Origin of the sequence: Providencia sp. CIM-Carb-044, from assembly GCF_033901115.1 — a bacterium.
Taxonomy (GTDB): domain Bacteria; phylum Pseudomonadota; class Gammaproteobacteria; order Enterobacterales; family Enterobacteriaceae; genus Providencia; species Providencia hangzhouensis.
This window is the reverse complement of the sequence record NZ_JAXADV010000001.1, coordinates 402,999-428,379: the sequence shown is the minus strand read 5'-3', so window position 1 is coordinate 428,379 and position 25,381 is coordinate 402,999. Positions and strand designations below refer to the sequence as shown.

The 25,381-nt window shown below is 38.8% G+C and carries 25 protein-coding genes; 8 read left to right on the top strand and 17 right to left on the bottom strand.

Going from position 1 to position 25,381, the window contains the following annotated elements; genetic code table 11:
• The first annotated feature begins 178 nt into the window (after window positions 1-178).
• From flgM to SJ312_RS01905, 3 genes are all read left to right on the top strand, one after another.
• Entirely contained in the window at window positions 179-481 is a 303-nt protein-coding gene (gene flgM / locus SJ312_RS01915) for a flagellar biosynthesis anti-sigma factor FlgM (RefSeq protein ID WP_110591517.1), read from the top strand.
• A 9-nt stretch (window positions 482-490) separates the two neighbouring features.
• Complete coding sequence (locus tag SJ312_RS01910) at window positions 491-931, top strand: flagella synthesis protein FlgN (protein ID WP_110591516.1); 441 nt, start codon at window positions 491-493, stop codon at window positions 929-931.
• A 186-nt stretch (window positions 932-1,117) separates the two neighbouring features.
• Window positions 1,118-2,029, top strand: a complete 912-nt coding sequence (locus SJ312_RS01905) for an Abi family protein (protein ID WP_272536788.1) — start codon at window positions 1,118-1,120, stop codon at window positions 2,027-2,029.
• Between the two features lie 213 nt (window positions 2,030-2,242).
• Here SJ312_RS01905 and flhA read toward each other — a convergent pair whose 3' ends face one another.
• Window positions 2,243-4,342: a flagellar biosynthesis protein FlhA gene (flhA, locus tag SJ312_RS01900; RefSeq protein ID WP_004255687.1), complete on the bottom strand. Its 2,100-nt coding sequence runs from the start codon at window positions 4,340-4,342 to the stop codon at window positions 2,243-2,245.
• Window positions 4,335-5,486 (bottom strand): flagellar biosynthesis protein FlhB, encoded by a 1,152-nt coding sequence (flhB, locus tag SJ312_RS01895; protein WP_165879716.1) that lies wholly within the window; start codon window positions 5,484-5,486, stop codon window positions 4,335-4,337. The genes flhA and flhB overlap by 8 nt, the downstream gene beginning before the upstream one ends.
• 263 nt (window positions 5,487-5,749) lie before the next feature.
• Between flhB and SJ312_RS01890 the strand changes: the two genes are divergently transcribed.
• The 3 genes from SJ312_RS01890 to SJ312_RS01880 are packed head-to-tail and all read left to right on the top strand — an operon-like array spanning window position 5,750 to window position 6,858.
• The gene (locus SJ312_RS01890; protein WP_004255691.1) at window positions 5,750-5,977 is read left to right on the top strand and encodes a type II toxin-antitoxin system CcdA family antitoxin; all 228 of its coding nucleotides are present in this window, start codon (window positions 5,750-5,752) and stop codon (window positions 5,975-5,977) included.
• The gene (locus tag SJ312_RS01885) at window positions 5,977-6,285 is read left to right on the top strand and encodes a CcdB family protein (protein ID WP_272574790.1); all 309 of its coding nucleotides are present in this window, start codon (window positions 5,977-5,979) and stop codon (window positions 6,283-6,285) included. Before SJ312_RS01890 ends, SJ312_RS01885 begins: the two co-directional genes overlap by 1 nt.
• Window positions 6,286-6,300: 15 nt before the next feature.
• Window positions 6,301-6,858, top strand: a complete 558-nt coding sequence (locus tag SJ312_RS01880) for a hypothetical protein (RefSeq protein ID WP_110591512.1) — start codon at window positions 6,301-6,303, stop codon at window positions 6,856-6,858.
• Between the two features lie 42 nt (window positions 6,859-6,900).
• Here SJ312_RS01880 and SJ312_RS01875 read toward each other — a convergent pair whose 3' ends face one another.
• The 13 genes from SJ312_RS01875 to flhD form a co-directional block, all read right to left on the bottom strand.
• Complete coding sequence (locus SJ312_RS01875; RefSeq protein ID WP_232062951.1) at window positions 6,901-7,218, bottom strand: helix-turn-helix transcriptional regulator; 318 nt, start codon at window positions 7,216-7,218, stop codon at window positions 6,901-6,903.
• 86 nt (window positions 7,219-7,304) lie between these two features.
• Window positions 7,305-7,943, bottom strand: coding sequence for a protein phosphatase CheZ (locus SJ312_RS01870; protein ID WP_094961165.1), 639 nt, complete (start codon window positions 7,941-7,943; stop codon window positions 7,305-7,307).
• 24 nt (window positions 7,944-7,967) lie between these two features.
• Window positions 7,968-8,360, bottom strand: coding sequence for a chemotaxis response regulator CheY (gene cheY / locus SJ312_RS01865; protein ID WP_004255705.1), 393 nt, complete (start codon window positions 8,358-8,360; stop codon window positions 7,968-7,970).
• A gap of 41 nt (window positions 8,361-8,401) precedes the next feature.
• Complete coding sequence (locus SJ312_RS01860) at window positions 8,402-9,469, bottom strand: protein-glutamate methylesterase/protein-glutamine glutaminase (RefSeq protein ID WP_153673542.1); 1,068 nt, start codon at window positions 9,467-9,469, stop codon at window positions 8,402-8,404.
• A complete protein-coding gene (locus SJ312_RS01855; RefSeq protein ID WP_004255713.1) occupies window positions 9,469-10,305 on the bottom strand; it encodes a chemotaxis protein-glutamate O-methyltransferase in 837 nt (278 codons plus the stop codon). The genes SJ312_RS01860 and SJ312_RS01855 overlap by 1 nt, the downstream gene beginning before the upstream one ends.
• 133 nt (window positions 10,306-10,438) lie before the next feature.
• Window positions 10,439-12,007 carry a methyl-accepting chemotaxis protein gene (locus SJ312_RS01850; protein ID WP_187710217.1) on the bottom strand — a complete coding sequence of 523 codons (1,569 nt, stop codon included), beginning with the start codon at window positions 12,005-12,007 and terminating at the stop codon, window positions 10,439-10,441.
• A 116-nt stretch (window positions 12,008-12,123) separates the two neighbouring features.
• Window positions 12,124-13,809, bottom strand: coding sequence for a methyl-accepting chemotaxis protein (locus SJ312_RS01845; RefSeq protein WP_096864706.1), 1,686 nt, complete (start codon window positions 13,807-13,809; stop codon window positions 12,124-12,126).
• A gap of 104 nt (window positions 13,810-13,913) precedes the next feature.
• Entirely contained in the window at window positions 13,914-14,411 is a 498-nt protein-coding gene (gene cheW, locus SJ312_RS01840; RefSeq protein WP_004909833.1) for a chemotaxis protein CheW, read from the bottom strand.
• 16 nt (window positions 14,412-14,427) lie between these two features.
• Window positions 14,428-16,485: a chemotaxis protein CheA gene (cheA, locus tag SJ312_RS01835; RefSeq protein WP_319866811.1), complete on the bottom strand. Its 2,058-nt coding sequence runs from the start codon at window positions 16,483-16,485 to the stop codon at window positions 14,428-14,430.
• A gap of 104 nt (window positions 16,486-16,589) precedes the next feature.
• Window positions 16,590-17,507 (bottom strand): flagellar motor protein MotB, encoded by a 918-nt coding sequence (gene motB, locus SJ312_RS01830; protein ID WP_004255726.1) that lies wholly within the window; start codon window positions 17,505-17,507, stop codon window positions 16,590-16,592.
• A 7-nt stretch (window positions 17,508-17,514) separates the two neighbouring features.
• Window positions 17,515-18,402, bottom strand: a complete 888-nt coding sequence (gene motA, locus SJ312_RS01825; RefSeq protein ID WP_319866809.1) for a flagellar motor stator protein MotA — start codon at window positions 18,400-18,402, stop codon at window positions 17,515-17,517.
• Between the two features lie 97 nt (window positions 18,403-18,499).
• A complete protein-coding gene (gene flhC / locus SJ312_RS01820; RefSeq protein WP_004255732.1) occupies window positions 18,500-19,090 on the bottom strand; it encodes a flagellar transcriptional regulator FlhC in 591 nt (196 codons plus the stop codon).
• Window positions 19,087-19,437 carry a flagellar transcriptional regulator FlhD gene (flhD, locus tag SJ312_RS01815; protein ID WP_036957860.1) on the bottom strand — a complete coding sequence of 117 codons (351 nt, stop codon included), beginning with the start codon at window positions 19,435-19,437 and terminating at the stop codon, window positions 19,087-19,089. Before flhD ends, flhC begins: the two co-directional genes overlap by 4 nt.
• Window positions 19,438-21,084: 1,647 nt before the next feature.
• On the opposite strand from flhD, the gene SJ312_RS01810 reads away from it, so the two are divergent.
• Window positions 21,085-21,537 carry a hypothetical protein gene (locus tag SJ312_RS01810; protein WP_110591508.1) on the top strand — a complete coding sequence of 151 codons (453 nt, stop codon included), beginning with the start codon at window positions 21,085-21,087 and terminating at the stop codon, window positions 21,535-21,537.
• A 538-nt stretch (window positions 21,538-22,075) separates the two neighbouring features.
• A complete protein-coding gene (locus SJ312_RS01805; RefSeq protein ID WP_187710215.1) occupies window positions 22,076-23,074 on the top strand; it encodes an acetyltransferase in 999 nt (332 codons plus the stop codon).
• 369 nt (window positions 23,075-23,443) lie between these two features.
• On the opposite strand, the gene SJ312_RS01800 is transcribed toward SJ312_RS01805, so the two are convergent.
• Both SJ312_RS01800 and SJ312_RS01795 read right to left on the bottom strand, forming a co-directional pair.
• Window positions 23,444-24,469, bottom strand: a complete 1,026-nt coding sequence (locus SJ312_RS01800) for a tyrosine-type recombinase/integrase (protein WP_319866807.1) — start codon at window positions 24,467-24,469, stop codon at window positions 23,444-23,446.
• Window positions 24,466-25,380: a hypothetical protein gene (locus SJ312_RS01795; RefSeq protein WP_319866806.1), complete on the bottom strand. Its 915-nt coding sequence runs from the start codon at window positions 25,378-25,380 to the stop codon at window positions 24,466-24,468. The genes SJ312_RS01800 and SJ312_RS01795 overlap by 4 nt, the downstream gene beginning before the upstream one ends.
• Window position 25,381: the final 1 nt, after the last annotated feature.

The window sequence follows — 25,381 nt, the reverse complement described above, 5'->3', positions numbered from 1 at the left end:
AAGAGAGGCCAATGAGCATACATGAGTATGTGATTCGGCGAGCTGAGCGCAGTCAACAACGCTGCAACTTGAAGTATGACGAGTAGTGCAATATTTTGTAACACTCTATACACTAAAGATTCATAAACATAAGCCGATAACTGACATATGAAAAAAATCGGAAATAGGAAAATACATTATGGCTATTGAGCAAACATCTGCAATTTCTGCACTGGCTCAGGTGACAAACCGCGACCCACAAGATGCGGCTGCCCCGATGCGGGACAAAAAAGTGTCCACTAATGAAGTCGTTAAAGAAAGTTCTTTTGCTCCTAGTGAGCTACAAAAAAAATTATTGCAACCTCAAGCAAGTGATATTAATAGTGCTAAAGTTGAACAAATTAAACAAGCAATCAAAGATGGCACCCTAACAATGGATGCTGAAAAAATTGCTGATGGCATTTTGCGCGATGCTCATGAATGCATGTTATCAATGAAATAAATAACCACTATGACTGACGAATTACTGATATTACTTGAGCAACAACTCGCTCATTTGCAATCATTACAAATAGTGATGAAAAATGAAGAGCTATTACTAGGTTATCACCGTGTGCCGCCTTCGCCTTTTCAGGAAACCACTGAACAAAAACGGTTTTTAGTTGCTGCGATCGGCCATGGTGAAACAAACCGCCTAGCGTTAGAAGCACAATCTGAGATCAGTGCACCTTATGAAGGCAATGATGCACTAGCAGGTGTATGGGAAGCCATTAAAAGCTTAACAACTGAACTAAAAGAGTTGAATTATCGTAATCACCAAATGCTGCAACTGCATATTGAGCTGAATGCTCAGCGCCTAAACTTTGTGAAAAAACATAATAACCAATCCACTTATGGTGCTGATGGTTTAGAGTCAAAGCGCCCTGCATTAGGTAAGAAAATTTCAATTTAAGGTGTGTTTTGTCTAGTTCACAACCCTCTTCTTTCATACTGAGGCTCGTCAGGCAGCTCGCTCAATAGAATTACTAAAATACAGACAAAGTTGCTGCTGCAATCTCTTTTTTTCATATTCCTCTTGATGGTAGATTAGGTAAATTTCATCGCCTTAACTAAAATAAATTTATCAAAGGGATAGGATATGTTTAGGCCACCACCTATAAATATAAACTCACATATTTTGGACATTAGCATTGAACGTTTTTTTAACTACCGAACCATATTCAAAACTACAGATCTAAATGAATTGCATGGTATTTATTGTTGGAACGAAGAAATTTCCACTAAATTTATCTACTTAATCGGCATGATTGAAATTACACTAAGAAACAAAATTCATCGCTGTCTTAGTCATTTTTATTTTACAAACCAATTAACTCTCTGCAGTCAAAAATTATATGGTAATGTCCAGTCTTGTAATTGGTATGACCACCTAGGCCTGACACACAATAATAAACTGTTCAATGCGATTGACTCTGCCAAAAAGAAAAATGGTAAGTATATCCAACCAGTTCCAGCCCCACATAGAATAATATCAACACTAGAAAATGGGAGGTGGGCGCACATTTTAAAAATTAATAAAACAAGCAATGGTACAATTATTCCGTGGGAACAAATATTTCCTAATATATTTCAATATTATCCGTACTCTATTCAGCAAAAATCACATCCTAAAGATATAAAAAATCGGCATAGAATAATTCAACGATTACTCCAAACAAATAAATTACGCAATAGATGTGCTCATTTTGAGCCTATATGGAAGTTTGGTAATTTAATTAATGAATTTGATAGTTCAATAATTAAGAGTGCCCCTAATGATATAGCTTCAACATTAAGTCGACTAAAGTTAGAATATCGCCATTTAATTGACTTACTTGGCTGGCTATCTAGCGATATGCAATCCTATTACCTAAATAGCTTTACTCATAAAGATCTAGTTCAGCTTATCCACATAGATGGATTAACCGCATTTAAACTCGCATCAAGTACAAAAAAGATAGCTTTGAGTAAAATTGGACGAAAGCACAATTTGAAAAAAAGTCCTGCGTGATGGGCAATCTGTCTTACTAACGGATAAAGGCAGAATTGTAGGGCGTTTTTTAGTCAGTTAAATACAAAGAGGCCGCTCTTAAAAGAGCGGCCTCTTCATACTTTCTTTGCACTTTGACGAGCATTCAAATACACACCTTAGGTATAAGAACAATTTAGCTTCAAAGCGACTACATATTTATCCTACACAACCATATAACTAAAAGCAAGATGATTAACTACCACTGATCATCGACGTCATTCTTATCTTACGGTGGTCCGTCATTTCTAAATTCGACATGACCACCAGCTGCGGCAGACTGCGCCGCAAGAAACGCGATAAAATCAAGCGTAATCCATGGTTAACTAACAGCACTGTAGGCGCGCCCATCGCTTCTTGGTGAGCTACAGCTTGCTCCGCTTGAGTTTGAATAAACTGCGCCAAGTTCGGCTCTAACCCACCGCCGTTCTTCGCGGCTTGCAGCAAAATCTGCTCAAGGCTAGCCTCTAAACCAATCACTTGAATTTCTTCTGCATTACCAAACCACTGCTGTGTAATTGCTCGCCCTAATGCAATGCGCACTTGGGATGTTAAGTAATCAGTATCTTTGTTTTCCCCATTTTCTCCTGCCATTTCAGCCAAGGTTTCAATGATGGTACGCATATCGCGGATCACCACATCTTCCATTAATAAGTTTTGTAAAACGCGGTGCAAAATCGTTAATGAAATCGTATCTGGGATCAGGTCATCTGCCAATTTTGGCATCTCTTTTTTCACGCGGTCATACAACATTTGGGCTTCTTGGCGGCCAAATAAGGTACTGGAGTTTTGCAGTAAAATTTGATTAAAGTGAGTTGCCACCGCGGTACTCGCGGATACCACGGTATACCCTTGGATTTGTGCTTGCTCACGCAAATCATCATCAATCCAAATGGCGGGTAAACCAAATGCTGGCTCTTTAGTGACATCCCCTTGTAACGACCCAGCCGCATTACCTGGGTCAATAGCCAGACTACGCCCTGGCTGTGCTTCCCCCCGCCCAACTTCCGCGCCTTTAATTAGAATTCGGTATTCACAAGGGGAAAGCGCTAAGTTATCGCAGATATGCACCACGGGTGGCAAATACCCCACTTCTTGAGCAAATTTCTTACGTAAACCACGTAGTCGCCCTAATAATTCACCTTGCTGGTCATTATCGACTAATGGGATCAACCGATACCCCACTTCCATCGCCAACAAGTCTTCTAATTGAACGTCATCCCACGTGGCTTCAACCACTTTATTGGCTTCTTGAAAATGCTGAGATTGGCTATTATCCCCCGCACTACTTTCGGGTTGTTGGGATTTGCGGACTAAATACCAACCAAGGGCAGCCAGTGCCGCGGTAAACAGTAAAAATACAAAGTTAGGCATACCCGGTATTAAACCGATTAAACCTAGAACCCCAGCGCTCAACCACATCACTCTTGGGTTATTGAATAATTGAGTGACCATTTGTTCACCCACATCTTCATCTGTTGCCACACGAGTGACAATAACCCCAGCAGCGGTGGAAATAATCAAAGCTGGAATTTGCGCGACAAGCCCATCACCAATAGTCAGCAAGGTATAGGCACTGGTGGCATCTCCCAAAGACATATTGTGCTGGCCTACACCAACGATTAACCCGCCAACCACATTGATCACCATAATCATGATCCCCGCGATAGCATCTCCTCGCACGAATTTACTCGCACCATCCATCGAACCATAGAAATCCGCTTCTTGCGTAACCTCCGCGCGGCGTTTTTTCGCTTCATCATCATTAATGATACCCGCGTTCAAGTCGGCATCGATGGCCATTTGCTTACCTGGCATGCCATCTAACACAAAGCGAGCGCCCACTTCCGCGATACGCCCCGCCCCCTTAGTGATAACCATAAAGTTAATCAGCACAAGAATAATGAATACCACAATACCGATGGCGAAGTTGCCGCCCACCAAAAAGTGACCAAAGGCTTCGACAACTCGCCCAGCAGCATCTGGCCCTGTATGGCCATCTAACAGGATAATTCGCGTCGAGGCGATATTCAAAGAGAGGCGCAATAAAGTTGCAAATAGCAAAATGGTAGGAAATGCCGCAAAATCTAATGTGCGTTTTGTGAACATCGCCACTAATAACACCATAATGGAAAGTGCAATATTAAAGGTAAACAGTAAATCCAATAAAAAAGCCGGTAATGGCAATACCATCATCGACAGGATCATTAATATCAGAACCGGGCCGGCCAGTATTTGCCACTGCGTTCCTTGTAAATTTTTCGGCAATTTTAATAATGAAGCCAAATTAGCCATCTCGATTGTTATCTCCAGCAAAGTCCAGCGTCGGTGGCACTGGTAAATTTTTCGGTTTTTTGGGTCTGAGCCCACCTTCTCGGCGCCAGCGGCGCAATTGGTAAACCCATGCTAAAACTTCTGCAACCGCGGCATATAATGCAACAGGAATGCTTTGTCCTATCTCCGCATGGCGGTATAGCGCACGAGCAAGAGGCGGTGCTTCTAACTGTAATATTCGGTGCTCTTCACCAATTTCTTTGATGCGCTGAGCTAATACCCCAGCTCCTTTCGCTAATACTTTGGGTGCCCCCATTTTTTTGTCATCATATTTAAGGGCGACCGCATAGTGTGTTGGGTTAGTGACGATGACATCTGCCTTCGGCACATCCGCCATCATTCGGTTACGCGCAATCGCACGCTGCTGTTGGCGAATTTTGGCTTTAATCTGCGGGTCACCCTCTTGCTGCTTGAATTCATCTTTAATTTCCTGACGGCTCATGCGTAATTTTTTCAAATGGGAACGAAACTGATAGAAAACATCAAAAGCCACCATTGGGATCAGCAAGAAAACAATCAAATAACCAGCAAAAATCACTTTTTGCAGTGCATTACTTAGCGCCGTAACGGGTGATTCCATCACTAAATGCAGTAACGATGGCCAACTTTGCCAAAGAAAAATAAACGCGCCCAAACCAACAAATAAGGATTTCAAAATCGCTTTAAATAACTCAGATAAGGCATTCATCGAAAAAATACGTTTTAGCCCTTTGATTGGATTTAACTTTTTCAAATCAAATTTAATCAACTTGCTATTAAAAACGAGCCCACCGACTAATGATGATGCAGAAATGCCAACCAAAGCTAACCCGCCAATGACTGGTAATAAGGCAAATAACGCCTCACTGACCACACGCCCTAAGTAACTGATCATCAAGCCTGTATTTTGTAAATAGTGGCCATCAAAAATAAAACCCTGACGAGTAATTTGCCGCAATTGTGCCGCGAGGTGTCCACCACTTAGCCATAGCAAGCTCACGCCTGCTAACATCATCATTAGCGAGCTAAGTTCTTTTGAACGAACGATTTGCCCATCATCTTTGGCTTTTTGCTTTTTATGGGGCGTGGGCTCTTCAGTTTTTTCTACATCACTCTCGTCGGACACCGTGGTTCCAAAATGTAATGAAAATACGAGTTATCGCTATAGCATGACAGAGTGTAAAAAAATCAATGGTGGAAAATAGACGCAGTTCAAGGGGGTTATTTGGCTATTGAACAATAAGGCGGCAACTTTGCGAAGGGTTTCGCAAATAATCGCAATAAATTAAAGATACTCTGATAATGGCAATATTTGTTGATAAAATCCCTATCGTGATCGATGAGCTGTGCTAAAGTACACGTGTCATAACACGTGTATAAGGGGCATCTATGAATAGAACAAAAAAAACCGTCAGTGTTACTGTCGCGCCTGAACTCTACGAACAAGCAAGGCGGGCTAAACTTAACTTATCAGCAATACTGGCTTGTGCCTTACAAGCTGAATTAAAACGCCTCGAAGCGCAAAAATGGAAAAATGACAATGTCGAAGGCTTTAATGAGTTAAACAGGATAAATGAAGAATATGGATTACTCTCAGATAAATACAAGGATTTTTAATGCAATATCGCCTCTATCAAAACCGAGATGATGCTATCAAATACCCATATTTACTGGATATTCAAAGTAACATTATTGATATATTGAATACTCGCTTAGTCATCCCGTTATTCGATAGCAGGCTAGTTAAAAAGCCATTACCTGTACGCTTAAATCCACAATTATCAATCAACGGGCAGGTTTTTATTTTAATGACTCACCAAATGGCTTGCGTCCCTCATTCATTATTAGGGAAAGAAATCGTTGACTTAAGTAGCCAACGAGACACCATTAAACACGCAATTGACTTACTGATTGATGGCTTTTAACAATGAAGGGTTATTATGGATATTTGTCACCTTGTTGCCCCTGATATCACTTTAGAAGATGCCCCAAAAGAAGCCTTACGTATGCTTAATTGGCTAAAACATCAAGGTATTATCGACCCTGACTTTCAAAGTATCGAGTATGGTGAAGTGATTTATCGTCCTACCCCCACTCACAAAGAACCCATTTTGTACGTGATTAATGATGAAATCGTCCCAACTCAACTTCCTGAAGATACGCTAAAAAACTACCTGTCTATCGTGACAGAACGAACAGTTTTTCATGCAGGGGGAAATGGCCTTGGTATTTATTGCCCACAATGTAATCAGGAACAAAGTGAGCATAGCCATGCATGGAGTGATACTGTTACGGATTGGTATGAAGGAAAACCAGAAAATCTCGCTTGTTTTTATTGCGATTTTCATGGCTCACTTAATGAATGGCAGTTTGACCCTCAATGGGCATTCGGCAATTTAGGTTTTAGTTTTCATAATTGGGATATACGCGATAATTTTATCGAGGAATTTGAGCAAATACTTGGTAGTAAAATCATTGCTGTTTATCAACATGATTAGCAATTAAATTGTTCAGCTGAATACTCATAGGCTCTATATAATTCAAGGTTTAGAGGAAAAATCCAAGGTAATCCGCATCCCCACCGCTTCTGCATATTTTAATAATGTGCCTAATTTTGGGTCGAACTGCGCTTTTTCCAAACGGGACACGTTCTGCTTCTGAGTTTGCATTTTTTCCGCAATTTGAATTTGGGTTAAATTATTGGCTAAACGCGCTTTTTTGAGTTGATTAATTAACGCCTGTCTCATCTGTAATTCAGTAGAGCACTCATTAATATCTCCATCATTTTCTTGAACTATTTCTTTTAGTTCTTTTTTTTCTTTAATCACAAAAGTAGAAATTAAATCGTTATTTATCATTGCAATCCTCTCCTTGTAACGCAAATACAATAAAACTACCCTAACCCTATGTAATTAGAGTAGTTGAATTAAAAACTTGTCGGCGATTAGAAGCCCAGCTCATCAAGCAAATCATCAACTTGAGACTGTGATGCCATCACATTTACGCCTTCTTTATTGATTTGTGGGCCATTGAGCAAACTTTCGTTTTGCGTTTTCGCACGCATTTCAGGTGGTGTATTTTCCATTAACAGTGCGAGCAGTTGCTTTTCAGCTTCTTCAACCACTTCCATCATTTTTTTGATGACTTGCCCTGTTAAATCTTGGAAATCTTGCGCCATCATGATTTCTAACAGCTCTGCTTTGGTGGTTTCGCTGTCTTGGATCACTTGCCCTAAAAAAGCTTCTGTTGACTCACGCAATTGTGCAGGAACCCCATCTCCAGCGGTTTCTTGCCACTGCTGTTGCAATACCTGCGCATTTTTATTCATTTCCACTTGCAGTGGTTTGATGACATCAATACCATTTAAGGTTTTTTCTGCCGCTTGCGCCGTCATTTGGGCGATATAACGCAGCCTATCTTTTCCGTCTGGAATACTCGCCACTGCCTGTTGAACGCTTTTTTCTAGCCCCAATTCGCGCATACTTTCACGCAGCGTTCTCATTAGCGTACCAATGCGCGTAATGACTTGTTTTAAATCATCATTACCATTGCGAATACCTTCCATACCCACTTGCTCAGTCATGAAAATCTCCTTTGGCACGCACTGTTATTGCAGCCCCATTTTTTCAAATACTTTATTCAGTTTTTCTTCTAAGATAGCGGCAGTGAACGGCTTAACGACATAACCACTCGCACCCGCTTGTGCAGCGGCAATAATATTTTCTTTTTTCGCTTCTGCTGTCACCATGAGTACTGGGATATGCTTCAAGGCATCATCACCACGAATGGTTTTAAGCAACTCAAGGCCATCCATGTTTGGCATATTCCAATCAGCAACAACAAAATCGATGCTGCCTGTACGGATTTTTTCTAAAGCATCAACACCGTCTTCTGCTTCTTCTATTTTGTTAAATCCGAGCTCTTTTAATAAGTTACGGACGATACGTCGCATTGTAGAAAAATCATCGACAACCAAAAAACTGAGATCTTTAGCGGCCATAACCACTCCTTCAAAATACAATTGTGAATTCCTGTCACGGTTTAAACCGTGACAGAAGAAAGTCTTGCTAAAACACTTGGGGCAATCTTGAGAATATCTTGCACCTCATCCGCAGCCCCCAATTCAATCGCCGCGCGAGGCATTCCAAACACCACGCAACTACTTTCGTTTTGTGCGTAAGTGATAGCCCCTTGCTTACGTAAATTTAATAGCCCTTTCGCGCCATCCATCCCCATCCCTGTCAATAAAATGCCAATACATTTTCGCCCAACACATTGAGCGACTGAATCAAACAACACATCAACAGAAGGACGATGCCGGTTAACAGGTTCGCTTTGCTGCAAAATAACTTGAAATCCCTTGCCTTTATCCGCAATCAACATGTGCGAATCGCCTGGTGCAATATATGCATGGCCTTTTTGTAATAGTTCGTTGTGTTCAGCTTCTTTTACGGTCAATACACAGAGCTTATTTAAGCGATCAGCAAAAGAACGCGTAAAACCCGCTGGCATATGTTGAGTGATCACTACCGGAGGGCATTCATGAGGTAACATTTCCAGAAATTGCCGTATTGCCTCCGTTCCTCCGGTCGATGCGCCAACCGCAATCACACGGCTATTGCAAACATAGGGAGAGAGTGCTTTCGCTTGAGAAACTGGCTCATTAACCTTTTTGTCAGGGCGGGCAAAGCGGCTGCGCTGAGTAATTTTAGACATGGCTGCTGCGCGAATTTTCTCACCAATAATATCGCGATAACTCATCATGGTTTCGCGGATACCAATTTGTGGTTTCGTGACAAAATCCACAGCACCTAATTCCAGCGCTTTTAACGTCACTTCCGAACCTTTCGACGTTAATGTTGAAACCATTACCACAGGCATTGGATGCAAGCGCATTAGTTTTTCTAAGAAATCAATACCATCCATTCGCGGCATTTCCACGTCTAACGTGATCACGTCCGGTTCATGTTGTTTGATTAAGTCACGTGCAACATAAGGGTCTGGTGCAGTATCAACCACAACCATGTCTTCATGACTATTAATAATTTCGCGCATTAATTGGCGCATCAGTGCTGAGTCATCCACACATAGCACTTTAATCTTTTTCATTACCCCCTCCTCGCCGCTTGCAAGCTGTAGACGGTTTGCCCTTTAATAACGAAACTTTGTGATAACTGCGATAAATTTTCGGAATGCCCGATAAAAAGTAATCCGTCTGGCTTAAGCAATGGAACAAAGCGCTCTAACATTTTAATCTGCATTTCTTTATCGAAATAAATCATGACATTACGACAAAAAATAGCATCAAACCGATGTTGCATCTGCCAGTCATGGTCACTCAAGTTTAAGTAACGAAATTCAATCATTTGGCGCAATGCAGGTTTGACTCGTGCATAACCGTCAAATTCACCAACCCCTTTCATGAAATAACGTTGTCGCTGTAATGCCGTCAATGATTTCAGCTCTTCTACGCGATACACGCCTTGTTTCGCTTTTTCTAGCACTTCCGTGTCAATGTCACTGGCAATCACTTTGGCATTGATGGCATTCGGCCCAAGTACATCACTTAATGTCATTGCTATCGAATACGGCTCTTCTCCTGTTGAAGATGCGGCACACCAAATATTAATGGCGCTATTTTTACGCGTACGAACAAAGTCCGCTAACGTCACAAAATGGTGCGGTTCACGAAAAAACGCAGTTAAATTTGTCGTCAAAGCATTCACGAAAGCTTGCCATTCTGCATGGTGAGGCTCACGCTCTAACATCCGCAAATAGTCGGAAAAATTGTCGATATTACAATCACGTAACCGCTTTAACAGCCGGTTATAGACCATATTTTTTTTATTCATGGTGAGGACAATGCCTGATTTTTTATGAATAAATCGACAAACCCGACCAAACTCATCATCAGTCAGTGGTTCTACCTGTGGTACAAAAAGCATCGTACTTGTCGTCCTATTCAATAAAAACCCAGAGGCAGCCAGTTATTTGGCTGCCTTTTAGGATGGATAACCTAAGGAAAAATAACCTGTTACGGTTATCCACCGAAAATTCAGAAACGAATTTTCACAACACTTAACGCCGATTACGATTTAAATGACTTTCGGGTAATTCAAAGAATGCAACCGTATCAACTAAGTTGTTTGCTTGGTCTTCTAACGCCGCCGTCGCACTAGTCGATTGTTCCACTAATGCCGCATTTTGTTGTGTCACTAAATCCATTTGGCTTACCGCTGTGGCGACTTGCTCAATACCACGGCTTTGTTCATTGGAAGCAGAAGCAATGTTGCCCATTAATTCAGTAACTTGGTTAACAGCTGCAACTAACTCACTCATGGTTTCCCCCGCTTCATTAACAAGCTGAGAACCTTGGCTCACTCTACCGACAGACTCATCAATCAAGGTTTTAATTTCTTTTGCCGCTTCCGCACTGCGCTGAGCTAGCGCTCTAACTTCACCAGCAACCACAGAAAATCCGCGCCCCTGTTCACCTGCTCGAGCGGCTTCAACGGCAGCATTCAATGCTAAGATATTGGTTTGGAAAGCAATCCCATCAATCACACTAATAATGGCACTGATTTTTTGTGAGCTATTAGAAATGGAAGTCATGGTGTCAATCACGTCTTCGGTGATCTCTCCACCTTTCGTTGCGGTTTTCGATGCACTAACAGCAAGTTCACTGGCTTGACGTGCGTTATCCGCATTTTGCTTAACGGTTGCTGTCAACTCTTCCATACTAGCCGCAGTTTCTTCGAGTGATGCTGCTTGCTGCTCAGTACGTGAAGATAAGTTATTATTACCTAAAGCAATTTCACGAATACCGGTATACATTTGGTCAGTATTTGAACGCAAGGCGGTCACTGAAGTCACTAAAGACTCCTGCATATCCTTTAGCTTGCCAAATACCTCACCGATTTCATCACGGGTCGTCACTTCAATTTTCTGATTGAGTTTGCCATCAGCCACTAATGCAAAGTGCTCTCCCATACTCTTCAGTGGGTTAATTACTTTACGTTTCATCCAATAATGAGCAAATGCAATAACCGCGATGATAATGACGATCACTGAGCAAAATGAACTCCAAGCGAAGGTGTTATACATTCTTGCTACCGCAAGAGATTCGTCGCTTTCAGCATTCAGTAATTCAAGGTATTCCTCAACAACTTGCTCCAACTGATCCTGGTTTTCTTGAGCAGGAAGTTCAATATAGGCTGCAATATCGTTATTATCTAAATGTGTTTTTAATGCTTTGAGTGTTAAGACAAATGCTTGATACCGAGCCTCTAAAGCCGCAAGATTTTCTTTCTCACTTAAAAGGGGCTGGTTTTTAAACGTAGTGTAGTCTTTCTCAGCTTCTGCGAGTAATTTGTCAAAAGTCACTCTTGTTTCTTCAATCAATGGTTCATTACCACCGACTTTATGCAGCAATGCAATTTGAGTTAGGCTATTGCGTGCTTGCATTAGGTGCTTATTGGTTTCTTCAAGCATCGAACGCTTATCAGACCCCAAATCAATGCGCTCTAAGGATTTTAATTCGCTTACAACAATCCCAACAGAAACCCCGCTAGACACAATCTGCATCCCACAAAATAAAATGAGAAGAAGATATAAACTCACCGAAATCCGGATATTTTTACCAAACATAGAAATCCCCACTTGTGCCAGCTAAGAGAACTGAACCTCTGAAACATTGCCTTGTTTTCTAATGCGCAGGAACGCTGCAAAACCGTAGCTTTGCAGCGCGAAACTGAGCTTAACCCTTAGAAAGTTTCCCAATTGTCATCATCTTTATGTTCTTTCGATGATAGTTTTGTCAGATCCGGTGTTTTAACGATATTTGAAACCGTTCTTGCTGCCGGCTGAATATTGCGTATTTCACTTTGTTTTAATGGTGGTAAACGGAAGATAGAAATCAGTTGCGACAGTTTTGCCACTTGCTCTTCCAATACATTGGCTGCAACCGCGGATTGCTCAACCAGCGACGCATTTTGCTGCGTAACTTTGTCCATTTCAGCGACAGCAATACTGACTTGTGCAATTCCTTTGCTTTGCTCGTCTGATGCGGTCGCAATATGCGTCATAATGTCAGTAACACGTGTAACAGATTCAACAATCTTGGTCATTGTTTCGCCTGCATCCTCAGCTTGGCGAGCGCCTGTCCCAGTTCTTGACACCGAATCTTCAATTAACGTTTTAATCTCTTTAGCGGCATCTGCACTGCGTTGTGCCAAATTACGCACTTCATCAGCAACAACGGCAAAACCACGACCATGCTCACCTGCCCTTGCCGCTTCAACAGCCGCATTAAGCGCTAAGATGTTAGTTTGAAAAGCGATGCTATCGATAACTGCAGTAATATCAGAGATTTTCTGTGAGCTATCCGCAATGTTCAGCATGGTACTGACCACATTCGATACCACTTTGCCACCCTCTTTTGCTATCACTGACGCTTGGTTTGCAAATTCACTCGCTTGGTGAGCGTATTCGGTATTTTGTTTAACAGTGGCAGTCAGTTCACTCATACTGGCTGAAGTTTCTTCTAAGCAAGCGACTTGTTGCTCAGTTCGTGCTGACAAGTCATTGTTACCTGCTGCAATTTCGGTTGTACCTTGGTAAATAGTTTCGCTACCATCTAGCACACCTCGAACCGTATTAATCAGCTCTTGTTGCATGTGTTGAACACCATTGGCCAATTCACCAATTTCATTCTTGGCAATTGTTGTCACATTCGGTGTTAAATCCCCTGAAGCAAAGACTTTAATACGTTCAATTAAGATACCGAGTGGCTCGATAATACCTTTACGAACATAGCGATAACTGAAGAAACCAATCAAAGCGAGTAAGATAGATAACGTCACCAACATGTATAATGATTGGCGATAGTTATTATCTGCATTGACAACTTCGGCCTGGAAATCTGCTGAAATATCCGCAAAATAAGCGTTAAATTGCTCTTCAAATTTCACTTGGTGCCCTGAGGTTCTGTGTGCATAAAAACCTTCAAGGTCACCTTTTTCAGCGAATTCACTTAGCTTGATTAACGCATCACGATAGGTTTCATAGGTACTAAACAGCTTTTCAAATTTGGCTTTATCATAATCTGAACTTTGCATCAGCTTGTTATAACGTGCGTAAGCGTCATCCGCTGATTTAAAGTTACGTTTAGCGGCTTTAATCAAGTCTTCTGTCGTTGCATCGTCTTGAATTTTACGACCTTCGAGCAAATAGGCATTGATAGAGCGGTTTAAGTTCGCCCGGGCTTGTAACAAATTAACCCAACTTTCTGTTAATACTTGTCTTTGGCGTTGTAAGGAATTCAAATAACTAATGCTGTCGCTGTTATCGCCCAGTTTGGTAAACATCAACCCACTGGATACCAGTTGCAGCAAAATAAAGATAAAAATGACGGACAAAAGTCCCGATACGATTTTAATTCGACTGTACATGACGTTTTACTAACATAATTTTGTTGTATTTTGGATATCGGTCATCCAACCAAAAACTTTAGTTAATGACTTATTATTATTTGAACAATTATTGGGGCTGATAATTACTCAGCCATGCTGTCAATCAGCGCCATTTCATCGCTAGTTAATAATTTTTCGATATCGACTAAAATCAACATACGGTCATTTAATGTTCCGAGCCCTGTCAGATATTGGGTCGATAATGTCACCGCAAAATCAGGTGGTGGCGCAATTTGCTCTTCATTCAAGACCAGCACATCCGAAACCCCATCGACGACAATACCGACAACGCGATCTTTTAAATTCACCACAATAACGACCGTGTTATCGTTATACACCACGTTTTCATGGGAAAACTTCACCCGTAAATCAATAATTGGAATGATGACTCCACGTAAATTAGTCACACCTTTGATAAAATCAGGGGTATTCGCGATACGAGTCACTTGTTCATAGCCACGAATTTCCTGCACTTTTAAGATTTCAATGCCATACTCTTCTTCACCCAAGGTAAAAATGAGGTAGCCTTCGCCGTTTTTTTCTTCTTCGTGTTTATTTAAATCATCATCTAACATAGACATGGTGTATGGCCTCTATTTAGTGCACGACAGGTTGAGAAACCTGCTGTTTCTTTTTAATCAAAATGCTGTTATTCATTTTTTGCAGCTCAGCCACATCTAAAATCAATGCAACAGAGCCATCGCCCATAATCGTTGCTGCGGAAATACCAGGGATTTTGCGATAATTACTTTCAATGTTTTTCACCACCACTTGCTGTTGCCCGACGAGCTTGTCAACTAACAACGCAAAACGGTGGCCTGCATTTTGAATAATCAGCACAATACTGTTATCTAAATTTCGCTCGGCTTCTTCGATGGAAAATACTTGGTGTAATTCAACAAGTGGCAAATATTCCCCTCGCACAAGCAGCATTTTTTCTTCTCCCGCTAAGCGATAAATATCCTCTTGCCGAGGCTGCAAGGTACTGATAATGGCACTCAATGGAACGATAAAAACATCTTCCGCTACTTTCACAGACATACCATCCAAAATGGCTAAAGTGAGCGGTAATAAAATGCGGATAACGGTACCTTTACCTTCGGTAAAACCGATTTGAATACGACCGCCCATGTCTTGGATATTTCGTTTAACCACATCCATTCCAACACCGCGTCCCGAAACGTCCGTCACCACCTCTGCTGTTGAAAAACCCGGTGCCATAATCAGCATCGCAACTTCATCATTGCTCATCCCATCATGCACATTCATGCCTTGTGACTTCGCTTTTGCCAAAATACGTTCACGATTTAGCCCTGCGCCGTCATCACGCACTTCAATACAAATGTTGCCACTTTGATGTGCTGCCGCTAAGGTCAGTGTTCCGGCTTCCGACTTACCATTTGCCACACGAACTTCTGGCTTTTCAATCCCATGGTCGAGGCTATTGCGAACAAGGTGATTTAGTGGATCAACAATGCGCTCAATCAAGCTTTTATCGAGTTCAGTCGAACTTCCTTCTACTTTCAGTTCAATTTTTTTACCTAATTTGGAAGCGATATCGCGTACCATGCGCGGGAAACGGCTAAATACGTAGTCCATTGGCATCATGCGAATTGACATGACGGATTCTTGCAAAGCGCGGGAATTACGCTCTAACTGTACGATTGAGCTTAACAAATCACTGTATTCGTTCTGATCGACATGTTGACTATGTTGGGTCAACATTGATTGAATAATCACCAGCTCACCCACTAAGTTAATCAGCTGGTCAACTTTCTCTACAGCCACACGAATGCTGCTCGAATCCCCTTTCGGTTTAGCGATTGCCGTTTTTTTAGCCGTGGTGGGTGCAGCAGGTTTTGCCGAGCTTTGCGGAGTATCTACTTGAGGCTCTGTGACTTCATTCGCTGCAACTTTATCATCATTTAATAACGTTTCTTCCTTTGAAAAAGCGAGGCAATCGGCAAATGAAATTACTTCATGGCTAATTTGCGATTCATCCACCACAAAACATAGCACCCCACTAATATCATCAATATCCGTATTAGTTCCTACCCATGCTTGTAAACTATTTGCTGTTTTTTCAGTATGATATAAATGCCCAAATAAACTGAGCTCATCCGCCAATAAATCAACTTCATTTTCTTTGAGCTGATTTAACGAGATCATAAAGTAGTGTGAATATTCACCTTGCTTCGCGGGTGTGTCTTCAACAACCGCATCTTCAACTTTAGTTTCAGATATCGCAGTACCTGTCTCAGCGACCTCTTCCGCTCTATTTTCAACCCGGCTAAGCACCTCACAAATACGCTTGAAGGTATCTTCATCCGGCAAAGAATCATTTTTATAGGCATCTAACTGTGATGCCATGACATCCTTAGCATCAAGAAAAACATCTATTATGTCAGGCGTGAGGGTTAACTCATCATGACGCGCCTTATCTAAAAGGTTTTCCAATGTATGAGTTGTATTCTGCAACTGAGTGAAACCAAAGGTTGCAGCCCCTCCTTTGATTGAGTGGGCACTGCGGAAGATGGCATTTAGCTGCTCGCTATCCGGGTCAAAAGGATCAAGCTCAAGTAAATGTTGTTCCATATCCCTGAGCAACTCATCGGCCTCATCGAAAAATGTTTGATAAAACTCGGTAATATCCATGGTTTTTATCCAATTTCGCTTAAGTTTCACTTAACGCTGACTGCCGGAACCCCCCGGCAGACAACTAAACAAGTTATGTAATAAATTCAAATAACAGCAATTCATCACGGTATTTTCACCGCAGCGACAACACCCACAGCCGTTTCTTGCATGGGTTTTTGCGGTTTATTCAGCACATCATTGATCGGCTTGGCGCCATCGTATTCGCGGAGAATTTGTTTGGTTTCTTCATCATTTAACACAATGATACTTATCCGGCGGTTGATCGGGGCAAAACCATCTTCTTTGTCTAAATGAATGGCTGAAGCCATCCCAACCACGCGTAATACTTTATTTTCATCCATTCCACCGCGAATCAATTCACGGCGCGAAGCATTTGCGCGATCTGATGAAAGCTCCCAGTTGCTGTAATTGGCGCCGTTGGCATAAGCGAGATCATCAGTATGACCGGAGATACTAATTCGATTAGGAACATCATTAAGAAGTGGTGCTATTGCACGCAAAATATCGCGCATATACGGTTCAACCGTTGCCGAACCGACTTTAAACATTGGGCGATTTTCACTATCAACAATTTGAATGCGTAGCCCATCATTAATCATATCAATCAATAAATGTGGCTTTAATTCATTCAAACGGGGGTCTTTTAAAATAGCCTGCTCAAGGGACTCTTTTAATTTTTCAAAACGATAATTTGCATTTCCATCAATAATATTATTGGGCTCTGGCATCACATCCCCATCACGGAAAATCGGGTCTTTACCCCCACCAGGAATAGGGTTTGTGGCATCACCACTTTTACTTCCCGGGTTGATAGCTGTACTCAAGGGAGTACGGAAATACTCAGCAATTTGTGTTAATTCTTGAGGACTTGAAATTGAGATCAGCCACATCACTAAAAAAAACGCCATCATCGCCGTCATAAAATCGGCATAAGCAATTTTCCATGAACCGCCGTGTCCGTTTTGATGATGTGAACTGCGCTTTTTAACCCGAATAACATGAGGTGTATTGGCTGCCATTCGTTTGTTACTCCTCAGTTGTTTCTTGTGAGCGAGCACCTACTTTCACTTCTCGAACTTTATCTTCAAGTTCAACAAATGAAGGTCTATCTGCGCTGAATAACACCTTACGGCCAAATTCAACCGCAATTTGAGGAGCATACCCTTGCAATGCAGAGAGGAAAGTCACTTTAATACATTCCATCATTTTCAATTGCTCACTACTGCGCAACCTAATCAGAGCAGCTAAAGGCAAAATAAAGCCATAAGCCACTAAAATACCTAGAAATGTACCAACCATTGCATGAGCAATTAAAGCACCAAGTTCACCTGCGGGACGGTCTGCTGAGCCCAAGGCATTCACGACACCCAAAACGGCCGCAACAATCCCAAATGCAGGCATAGAGTCACCGACCATGTTTAGCCCCGAAGCAGGTACTTCATTTTCTTGACGAAAAGTTTCTAATTCTTCATCCATTAATGCTTCAATTTCATGACTTTGTAAGTTACTACTCACCATCAGACGTAAATAGTCCACAATGAACATCATGGTGGACTCATCTTTTAAAATACGGGGATATTGGGAGAAAATTTCACTTTCACTTGGATTGTCAATATCTTTCTCAAGTGCAAGTAACCCTTGTTGGCGCGATTTATTAAGTAATTGAAATAACAATGCCATTAAATCCATTGACATTGTTTTATTGTAAGAGGAACGACGAAAGAGTTTTGGTAATACTTTGCACAAGGCGACGATGGATTTGCTACTGTTACCAACAACAAAAGCACCTAAACCTGCCCCTAAAATAATGACAAATTCAGCGGGTTGATAAAGCGCACCTAAATGGCCGCCGACCATTATATATCCGCCAATAACCGCAACTGTAACAATGATATACCCGATGAGTATTAACACAATATTCCCTTTCACTCCGTTGGTTAACAGATGGCAGTCAAAGGGAATATTAGGAGTGACAGGCAAAAAATTTTGCCTGCTAACCAAATCAATCCAATTACATTACCGCTTTAGTAATGCCATCCTGTCGATATACCGTAATATCGGCTAGATGTTCGGAAAGTTTACGTTTTTTTATTGCGCGTGATGGCGGTTGGCATAAACTACAAGTGAAGCTATTTTCAGGAATATGTGCGTAAGTAATAAAAGAGCCATGGCAACAACTACATTGTGAACTTTGTAACATGCCACTTTCCACAAAACGGACTAGCGTCCAAGCACGTGTTAAAGCCAACAAAGGTTCTTCGCCGGGTTCTGGAATACACTGTTCAAGGTATAACCTATAGGCTTTTAATATAGCGTCAACACCACGACATTGGCCGCTTTTCAGTAAAAATTGATAAGCATTATAGAACATGGATGAATGAATATTCTGTTCCCATGTCATAAACCAATCTGTAGAAAAAGGTAACATTCCTTTCGGTGGAGGGCTACCTCTTAGCTCTTTGTATAAACGAACTAAACGACCGCGACTGATTTGCGTTTCACTTTCTAACATTTGAAGGCGAGCGCCCAAAGAGATCAATTCCATGGCTAGTCGAATGTCATTCGCTTCTTGGACTATACTTTTTTCAGCTGCGGTACTCATCTTTTTCTCGCTATTTCGGTGTCGCCCTCATTATGCGTTTGCAATAATCGGGTCGAAAGTAAGATACCTGTATGAATTTGTTGTAATTCATCAACTCTTGAATCACGAGTTAGTTTTTCAATTGTTTCACTATTATCAAATCTAAACTGGCAGATTAGCTGGTTTGTCTCTGCTAATTTGACTAATTGAGGGAGTGTAAGGTCTGCTAAAGTAGTTGCCATTGCATCAGAGATACCTAGACGAAACATCGCAGAGGCTTTCTCTTGAGAGATGAGTTTTTGGGCTAATAGCAAATATGAGAGGTTAATATCGTATATATGCTTCAGAAAATCTGTCGTCGAGCTCATTTTTTTTCCTTTCCGAATATTATCAACATCTGTGCGATCTGTGTGCAAAAAGAACAAATATGAATTTGAAAGTATTGTGTATTCAAATTATTAAATTAAAAAATTAATTAAATTGGGTAAATGTAATTCCATTAATTTCCCCATGTTATCCATTCAAAATACCCAATTTGGAGTACAAATACACAAGCTTCCAAACTTAAATTAAATATATTTCCTGAATACCTACAACAATAAAGAATGACTAAAAAATTAGCAGTTTCCATAAAAATCAGAAATTGCTGATGTCATTATTAGTCGCTAATTATTATGCACCACTAAATTAACTATTCAAGGTACTTATGTTTCTTTTTGTATCAATAGGGCGATTACCCATTAATTCATTAAATAATCTTCATTATTTCTTTATCTTCTATTACCTTATCCTAAATATCCACAACATTTTGAGTTAACCTAAGCAAAATGCCAGGATTTTAATCAAACCAATCACTCCTTACATGTGATTATTAAGCCTAATAAACCAAGCATAACATCAAAAACAATATATTGATCCAAATCAATTTTTAGTATTAAGAAACTGAGTTATACATTACTGTATTAAGGCTTTATCGGCATTATTGGAATAAAATTTAATCATTAATTTTCAATAAGTTTGATATATATTACAGCCATCGTTCAAAATTATTCAATCGCAGTTATCATATAAACAGCCATTATATTGTCATACATATTAAGTATTCACTTCCATTTTCATTAGAATCATTAAACTATAAAATAAGTATCATCACCCTGTAATATTAATAAAACTAATAAAATTTACGTCGATTACCAATAATGAAAGTTTATTCAGCTTAAATATTTTTGTAAGATATTTTTGCATATTTATTATTTCAAGTGATCATTTTGTTATTAATTCATTAAAGTAGTTTTTTTGGGTTAATTAATATTTATTTTTTATGTAAAATAGCAAAAAATTCATTTTTTTTAATAAAAAGATCAACCTACGCTAACCTATCACTTTTGTGTTAAGAGCAAAAAATGCAGGTTTCAATTAAGAACACTCCATTTTCCAAATGTTTTTTATATCATTTTTAAAATATTCAGTTGGTGCTCAAAATAAAAAGCACTAAAGGTATTATTAATTGTCTTCGTACTTATCATTTTTAGCCATTTTCACGTAACCATAATAATTTTAATAACTCAATGTTATAATAACAAATGATTACTATATACTTTTATTTTAACAAAACCCCCTAACCATCAAGTTACCTTAAGTAAAATTGCTTAATCAGATAATGAAAGATTAAAAAATAAATAACTTTTAGTTAAAATAATTCAGTGAGACATTTGCTTATAAAAGAAGCTAATTTATTAGGATTTTTATGGAAAAAAATATTTCTCAATTTGAGACAAACTTCACACTTGTTTTCTTTGTTTCTAAATAATTTCCGAATAAAGCGATTCTCACATTGCTGAATTTATGTTAGGAAAATCACATTAATTGTACTAACAACCCCCTCATAACAACATGTAGGACCAATAGATACAAAAATGAAGCAAGAAATGGCCACATAAGTTAATTGATAAGCTTGTTTTCCTCATGCTCCAGTGCAACACTGAGCACTCTGAAATATAATTTGAAGGAAAAATATGTTCAATTATCAGGCAACAATAGAATTTATTGAGGAAGAAAACGTATATGAAATCAATTTTAGTGATTTTCCTGGCCTTCAAGGAGTTAGCTATTGTAAAGAAGATGTTGAATTAGAAGCCCAAGAAATTTTGCTAGCCTCTTTTGCAGAACATATCGAACTCAGAAAACCAATTCCATTAGCAACACAACAAAAAAATGGTGAAGCATTTACGGTTTATTTACCCATAATCTGTTGCTTAAAAATTGCCTTGCATAACGCCATTCTCAACTCTGCAATGCAACGCGTCGATCTCGCTCGCAGATTGAATATCAATGCACAACAGATAGAACGCTTACTGGATATTCATTACACATCTAAAATTGACCTTTTAGAACAAGCCTTATACATATTGGGCGTCGAGCCTTCAATTACAGTGACTAAAAAAATATTTGATAACAATATAAGCTAATCATCATCCAAGGACTATATAATAAAGTTATCACTGAAATAGCCCTAAAATTCTTGATTTACTTCTTACTGATACTAAAAAGTATCATTAGATGCTTATGTAATAGCAGAGACTTGAGTTAAATTTAGCTCCCTAGCTTCTCATCCTCTGCTATTCAATTGTTTTCCCTGTACATTTCACGTGCTAAAAAACAACTGCGTTCTATTTCAAACATCCCTCCCCTAACTGGTTAAATTTCAATCAAATCATATTTTGCCCAATCAAAAATAACTCTGCTTTCAGTTACCTCTCATTTTTTAGTTCTTAGACCTAAAAGTTAGTGATTTTTATCTTGCCATTAAGTGATACAAAATTGTGCAATAAACTTATATTCAATTCCTAAATCATGTTCCCTCTTACAATAAGAATAAAATATTAACGGAAAAAGACTAATCAATATTAGACTTATTATCTCTCATTTCGTAATTACTAAAATAATTTCTTTTAAATTATAACCCCAATGAGGTACAATAAATCAATTTTTATATAGGGCATATATATGAAAAAAGAAAATCACTTAATCTTGAATATAAAAAACGTTGGCCAACCATATTGGCCAACGCTAAAATTAATATTAAGTTCATTAATTGTTTTTAATTTTTATTTAAATTTAGTTGATAAAAACAAATATTCGTTGCTTATTACTGCTTTTGACTTAACATTAATTCCTATGTTTGTATTTATAGTCGCATTTATAACAAAAAATACAACATGGAAAGAGTTAAAATCTCACCTTCTTCCTGCCCTTATAATTTATTTTACGTTTCAAACAATCGACATGGTTCCACTTTACTTCACCGGTGAGTTAACTTTAAAAAAATACTTGTTTTCTCCTCAGTACGGGGTTTGGTTCTTTTTAGCAACACCTATATGGCAAGCTGTTTTTTTATTATTACCAGAGAGCTTTAAATCAAACAAATTTAACCTATCTGCGATCTTAATCACATCACTAATAATATCCTTTATAACAAAGACTTACCTAATGCCGATTTCTAGCTTTTTTTCAATTATTTTATATTTCCCATTTTTTGTCATTGCTTATTTTATTCATAATCAAAATATATTTTCGTTAAGGAAAAAGCCTATTATCACTATTTTTTGTATAGCATTTTTAGCGATTACCTTTCTTAATTATCGAAACGATTTTTATGAGATAATTTTCGGTGCAATCAAGACTAATTTAATTCTCAACTCATTCATTATCTATATTTTCGATTTTGTAATAAGCCTAATACTAGGTTCGATTATTATTTACTTTGCTTTATCAACTCAAAAATATGCAAAAATATCAAATAATGCTTTAGGTGTTTATTTAATCCATCCAATTATTTGTTTTGTAATATTACAAATATTAAGTTTTTTAGATATAGAACTAAATTTATTATTAATAATAGCATTTACTCTATCTACAATTACAATTGCACTTTTACTAGCATCAAACTCAATTATTCATTGGTTTATTGAACCAGTATTGAGATTTAATAAATTGAAAGAATAGCTTTATGAAGGATATGATAGCATAGCCTCTAAATATCAAATATATTATTGATATAAACAATGAGAACGGATGTAATGTATCAAACTTAATAACCGAACACGCCAAACAAATTGATACTGTTTTCAATGGCTGCGTCCCAAATACGTCCCATACAGTCAGTATAGGTTCCGCAGCATGCTCATAACTCATTGAAAACACTGGTGGGTTGTGTGGGGATCGAACCCACGACCGAGTGATTAAGAGTAATGTCCCTTATATTTATAAAACAATAACTTACTGAAATATAAATAATTTCAACATCAAATAGAAACAAATAGCACCAATGATTGATTACCTAGGGGGACACAAAAGGGGCAATAATTTTACTAGCTAGGACATTGTGACAAGTGGATTTAATCGCAAAGCTTCATCTAAATGGTCAGGGGCAAAGTGTGCATAACGCATTGTCATTTTGATATCAGTATGACCAAGTATGCGCTGTAAGACTAAAATATTGCCACCGTTCATCATAAAGTGGCTTGCAAATGTATGTCTCAATACGTGGGTCGATTGTCCATCAGGTAATTCAATACCCGTGCGTTTTAAAGCACTACCAAAAGCAGAATAGCAAGAAGTAAACAAAGCCCCCCTTTTGTTTCCTGCTGTCAGCAATTCATATAACTCTTCACTGATTGGAACTGTTCTATTACGCTTGCCTTTAGTTTTGTTATACGTAATTCGGTAAGGTGTAACATTTGACGCTTTCAAGCTTTCAGCTTCTGACCACCTAGACCCTGTTGATAAGCAAATTTTAACGACTGTTAGTAAATGCTTATTTGAACTGTTCGCGCACTCTTCAAGTAATAACTTAATTTCATCATGGGTCAGAAACGCCATTTCTGATTCGTCAGTTCTAAACGGTCTAATACTTTGTAAAGGGTTTCCGTGTTTCCAAGTGCCCATCCTTGATAGTTCGTTGAACATGGCACGAAACCATGCAAGCTCAATATTCATTGTCCGAGTGGAAACTTGCTTGTATCTTTCCGTACGATAAATTTTGCCCGACATGCGCTTTTCACGATATGAAGAAAACATTTGCGCATTAAATTCAGTGGCTAATGGGTCGCCCATTGCTTCACAGGCAAAAGTCATCCCGGTTAAACGCTGCTCACCATCATTCAAAGTTATACCGTGCGATTCATACCACGAAATAACAAGCTCAATAAGTTTGCGTCGGTCTTCTTTATCATTCAACCAAGGTTGATTATTGGTGTTGTCTAAAATATAACGTTCATAGGCTATCGCTTCACCTTTGGTGGTGAATGTTTTTCGAATGCGCTTACCCTTCCCGTTTTTCTTCCCTTCAGGATAAAAATCTAAACGCCAGCGACCATCGAGTTGTTTTTTTACCTTCATACTTCAATTTCTTTGGCTGTAACTTCCTTTTGAACATTCTCTGTATTATGATAACGAATTACTCGATTATTCTCTTTAATAAAAAAGATAAATTCCTCATTCATTTTTTTTATTGAACCTAATTTTATTTCAGAATCGAAATAATTGTAATTATGAATATTCAATCCATTAACAATGACATCATACAAAGATAATTCTGATTTAAGTGCTTTTCTTGTAGAATATCCGTTTACTATTCTATTTAACTCACTGTTACTTATACTGATACTTTTATTATTATAAATATCATTTGATAAATCATCCAATCTATCATTCATCCTTATTAACATTTTAAAAAACATAGACTCTTCTGAGTTTAAAGTTTTATAATCTATTTTAGCTGGCTCTATCTCTAATAACTTAACTATCGAGTTAACATCACTCTCAGGTGCGTTCTCTGTTTCCTTTAACATACCAGTAATTTGATTAATATCTACCGTAGTTTCATCTATTCTTAATGATGGTGAATATTGAACATATCGAAACCCTGAAATATCAAAAGGGGCTTTTTCCTTTCCATCTGTAATTAAAATTGTTTTTTTATTAAATGCTTGTCTTAACCCCAACTCATAAAATACGTTTGCATTTTTAGTAGTTAAATCGCATATTGCCATATCACATTCAACAATGTTTTTTAAGATATCGAACATAATTAGATGAGAAGCTTTACTATCATCAGCCCTGATGGCTTCATATCCAGCAGCTTCACAGGCGGGCTTTATCAAATAATCATAAACTCGCTTAAAGTGTCCTTTTTCATAATCAGGATGATCCGCTATAGGCATAATCACAAAACAGTTTTTTTTCTTTTCTTTTGATTGTCCTAAAACTTCAACCACTTCAGTTACTTTTTCTTTTTTAGTTGCACTCATA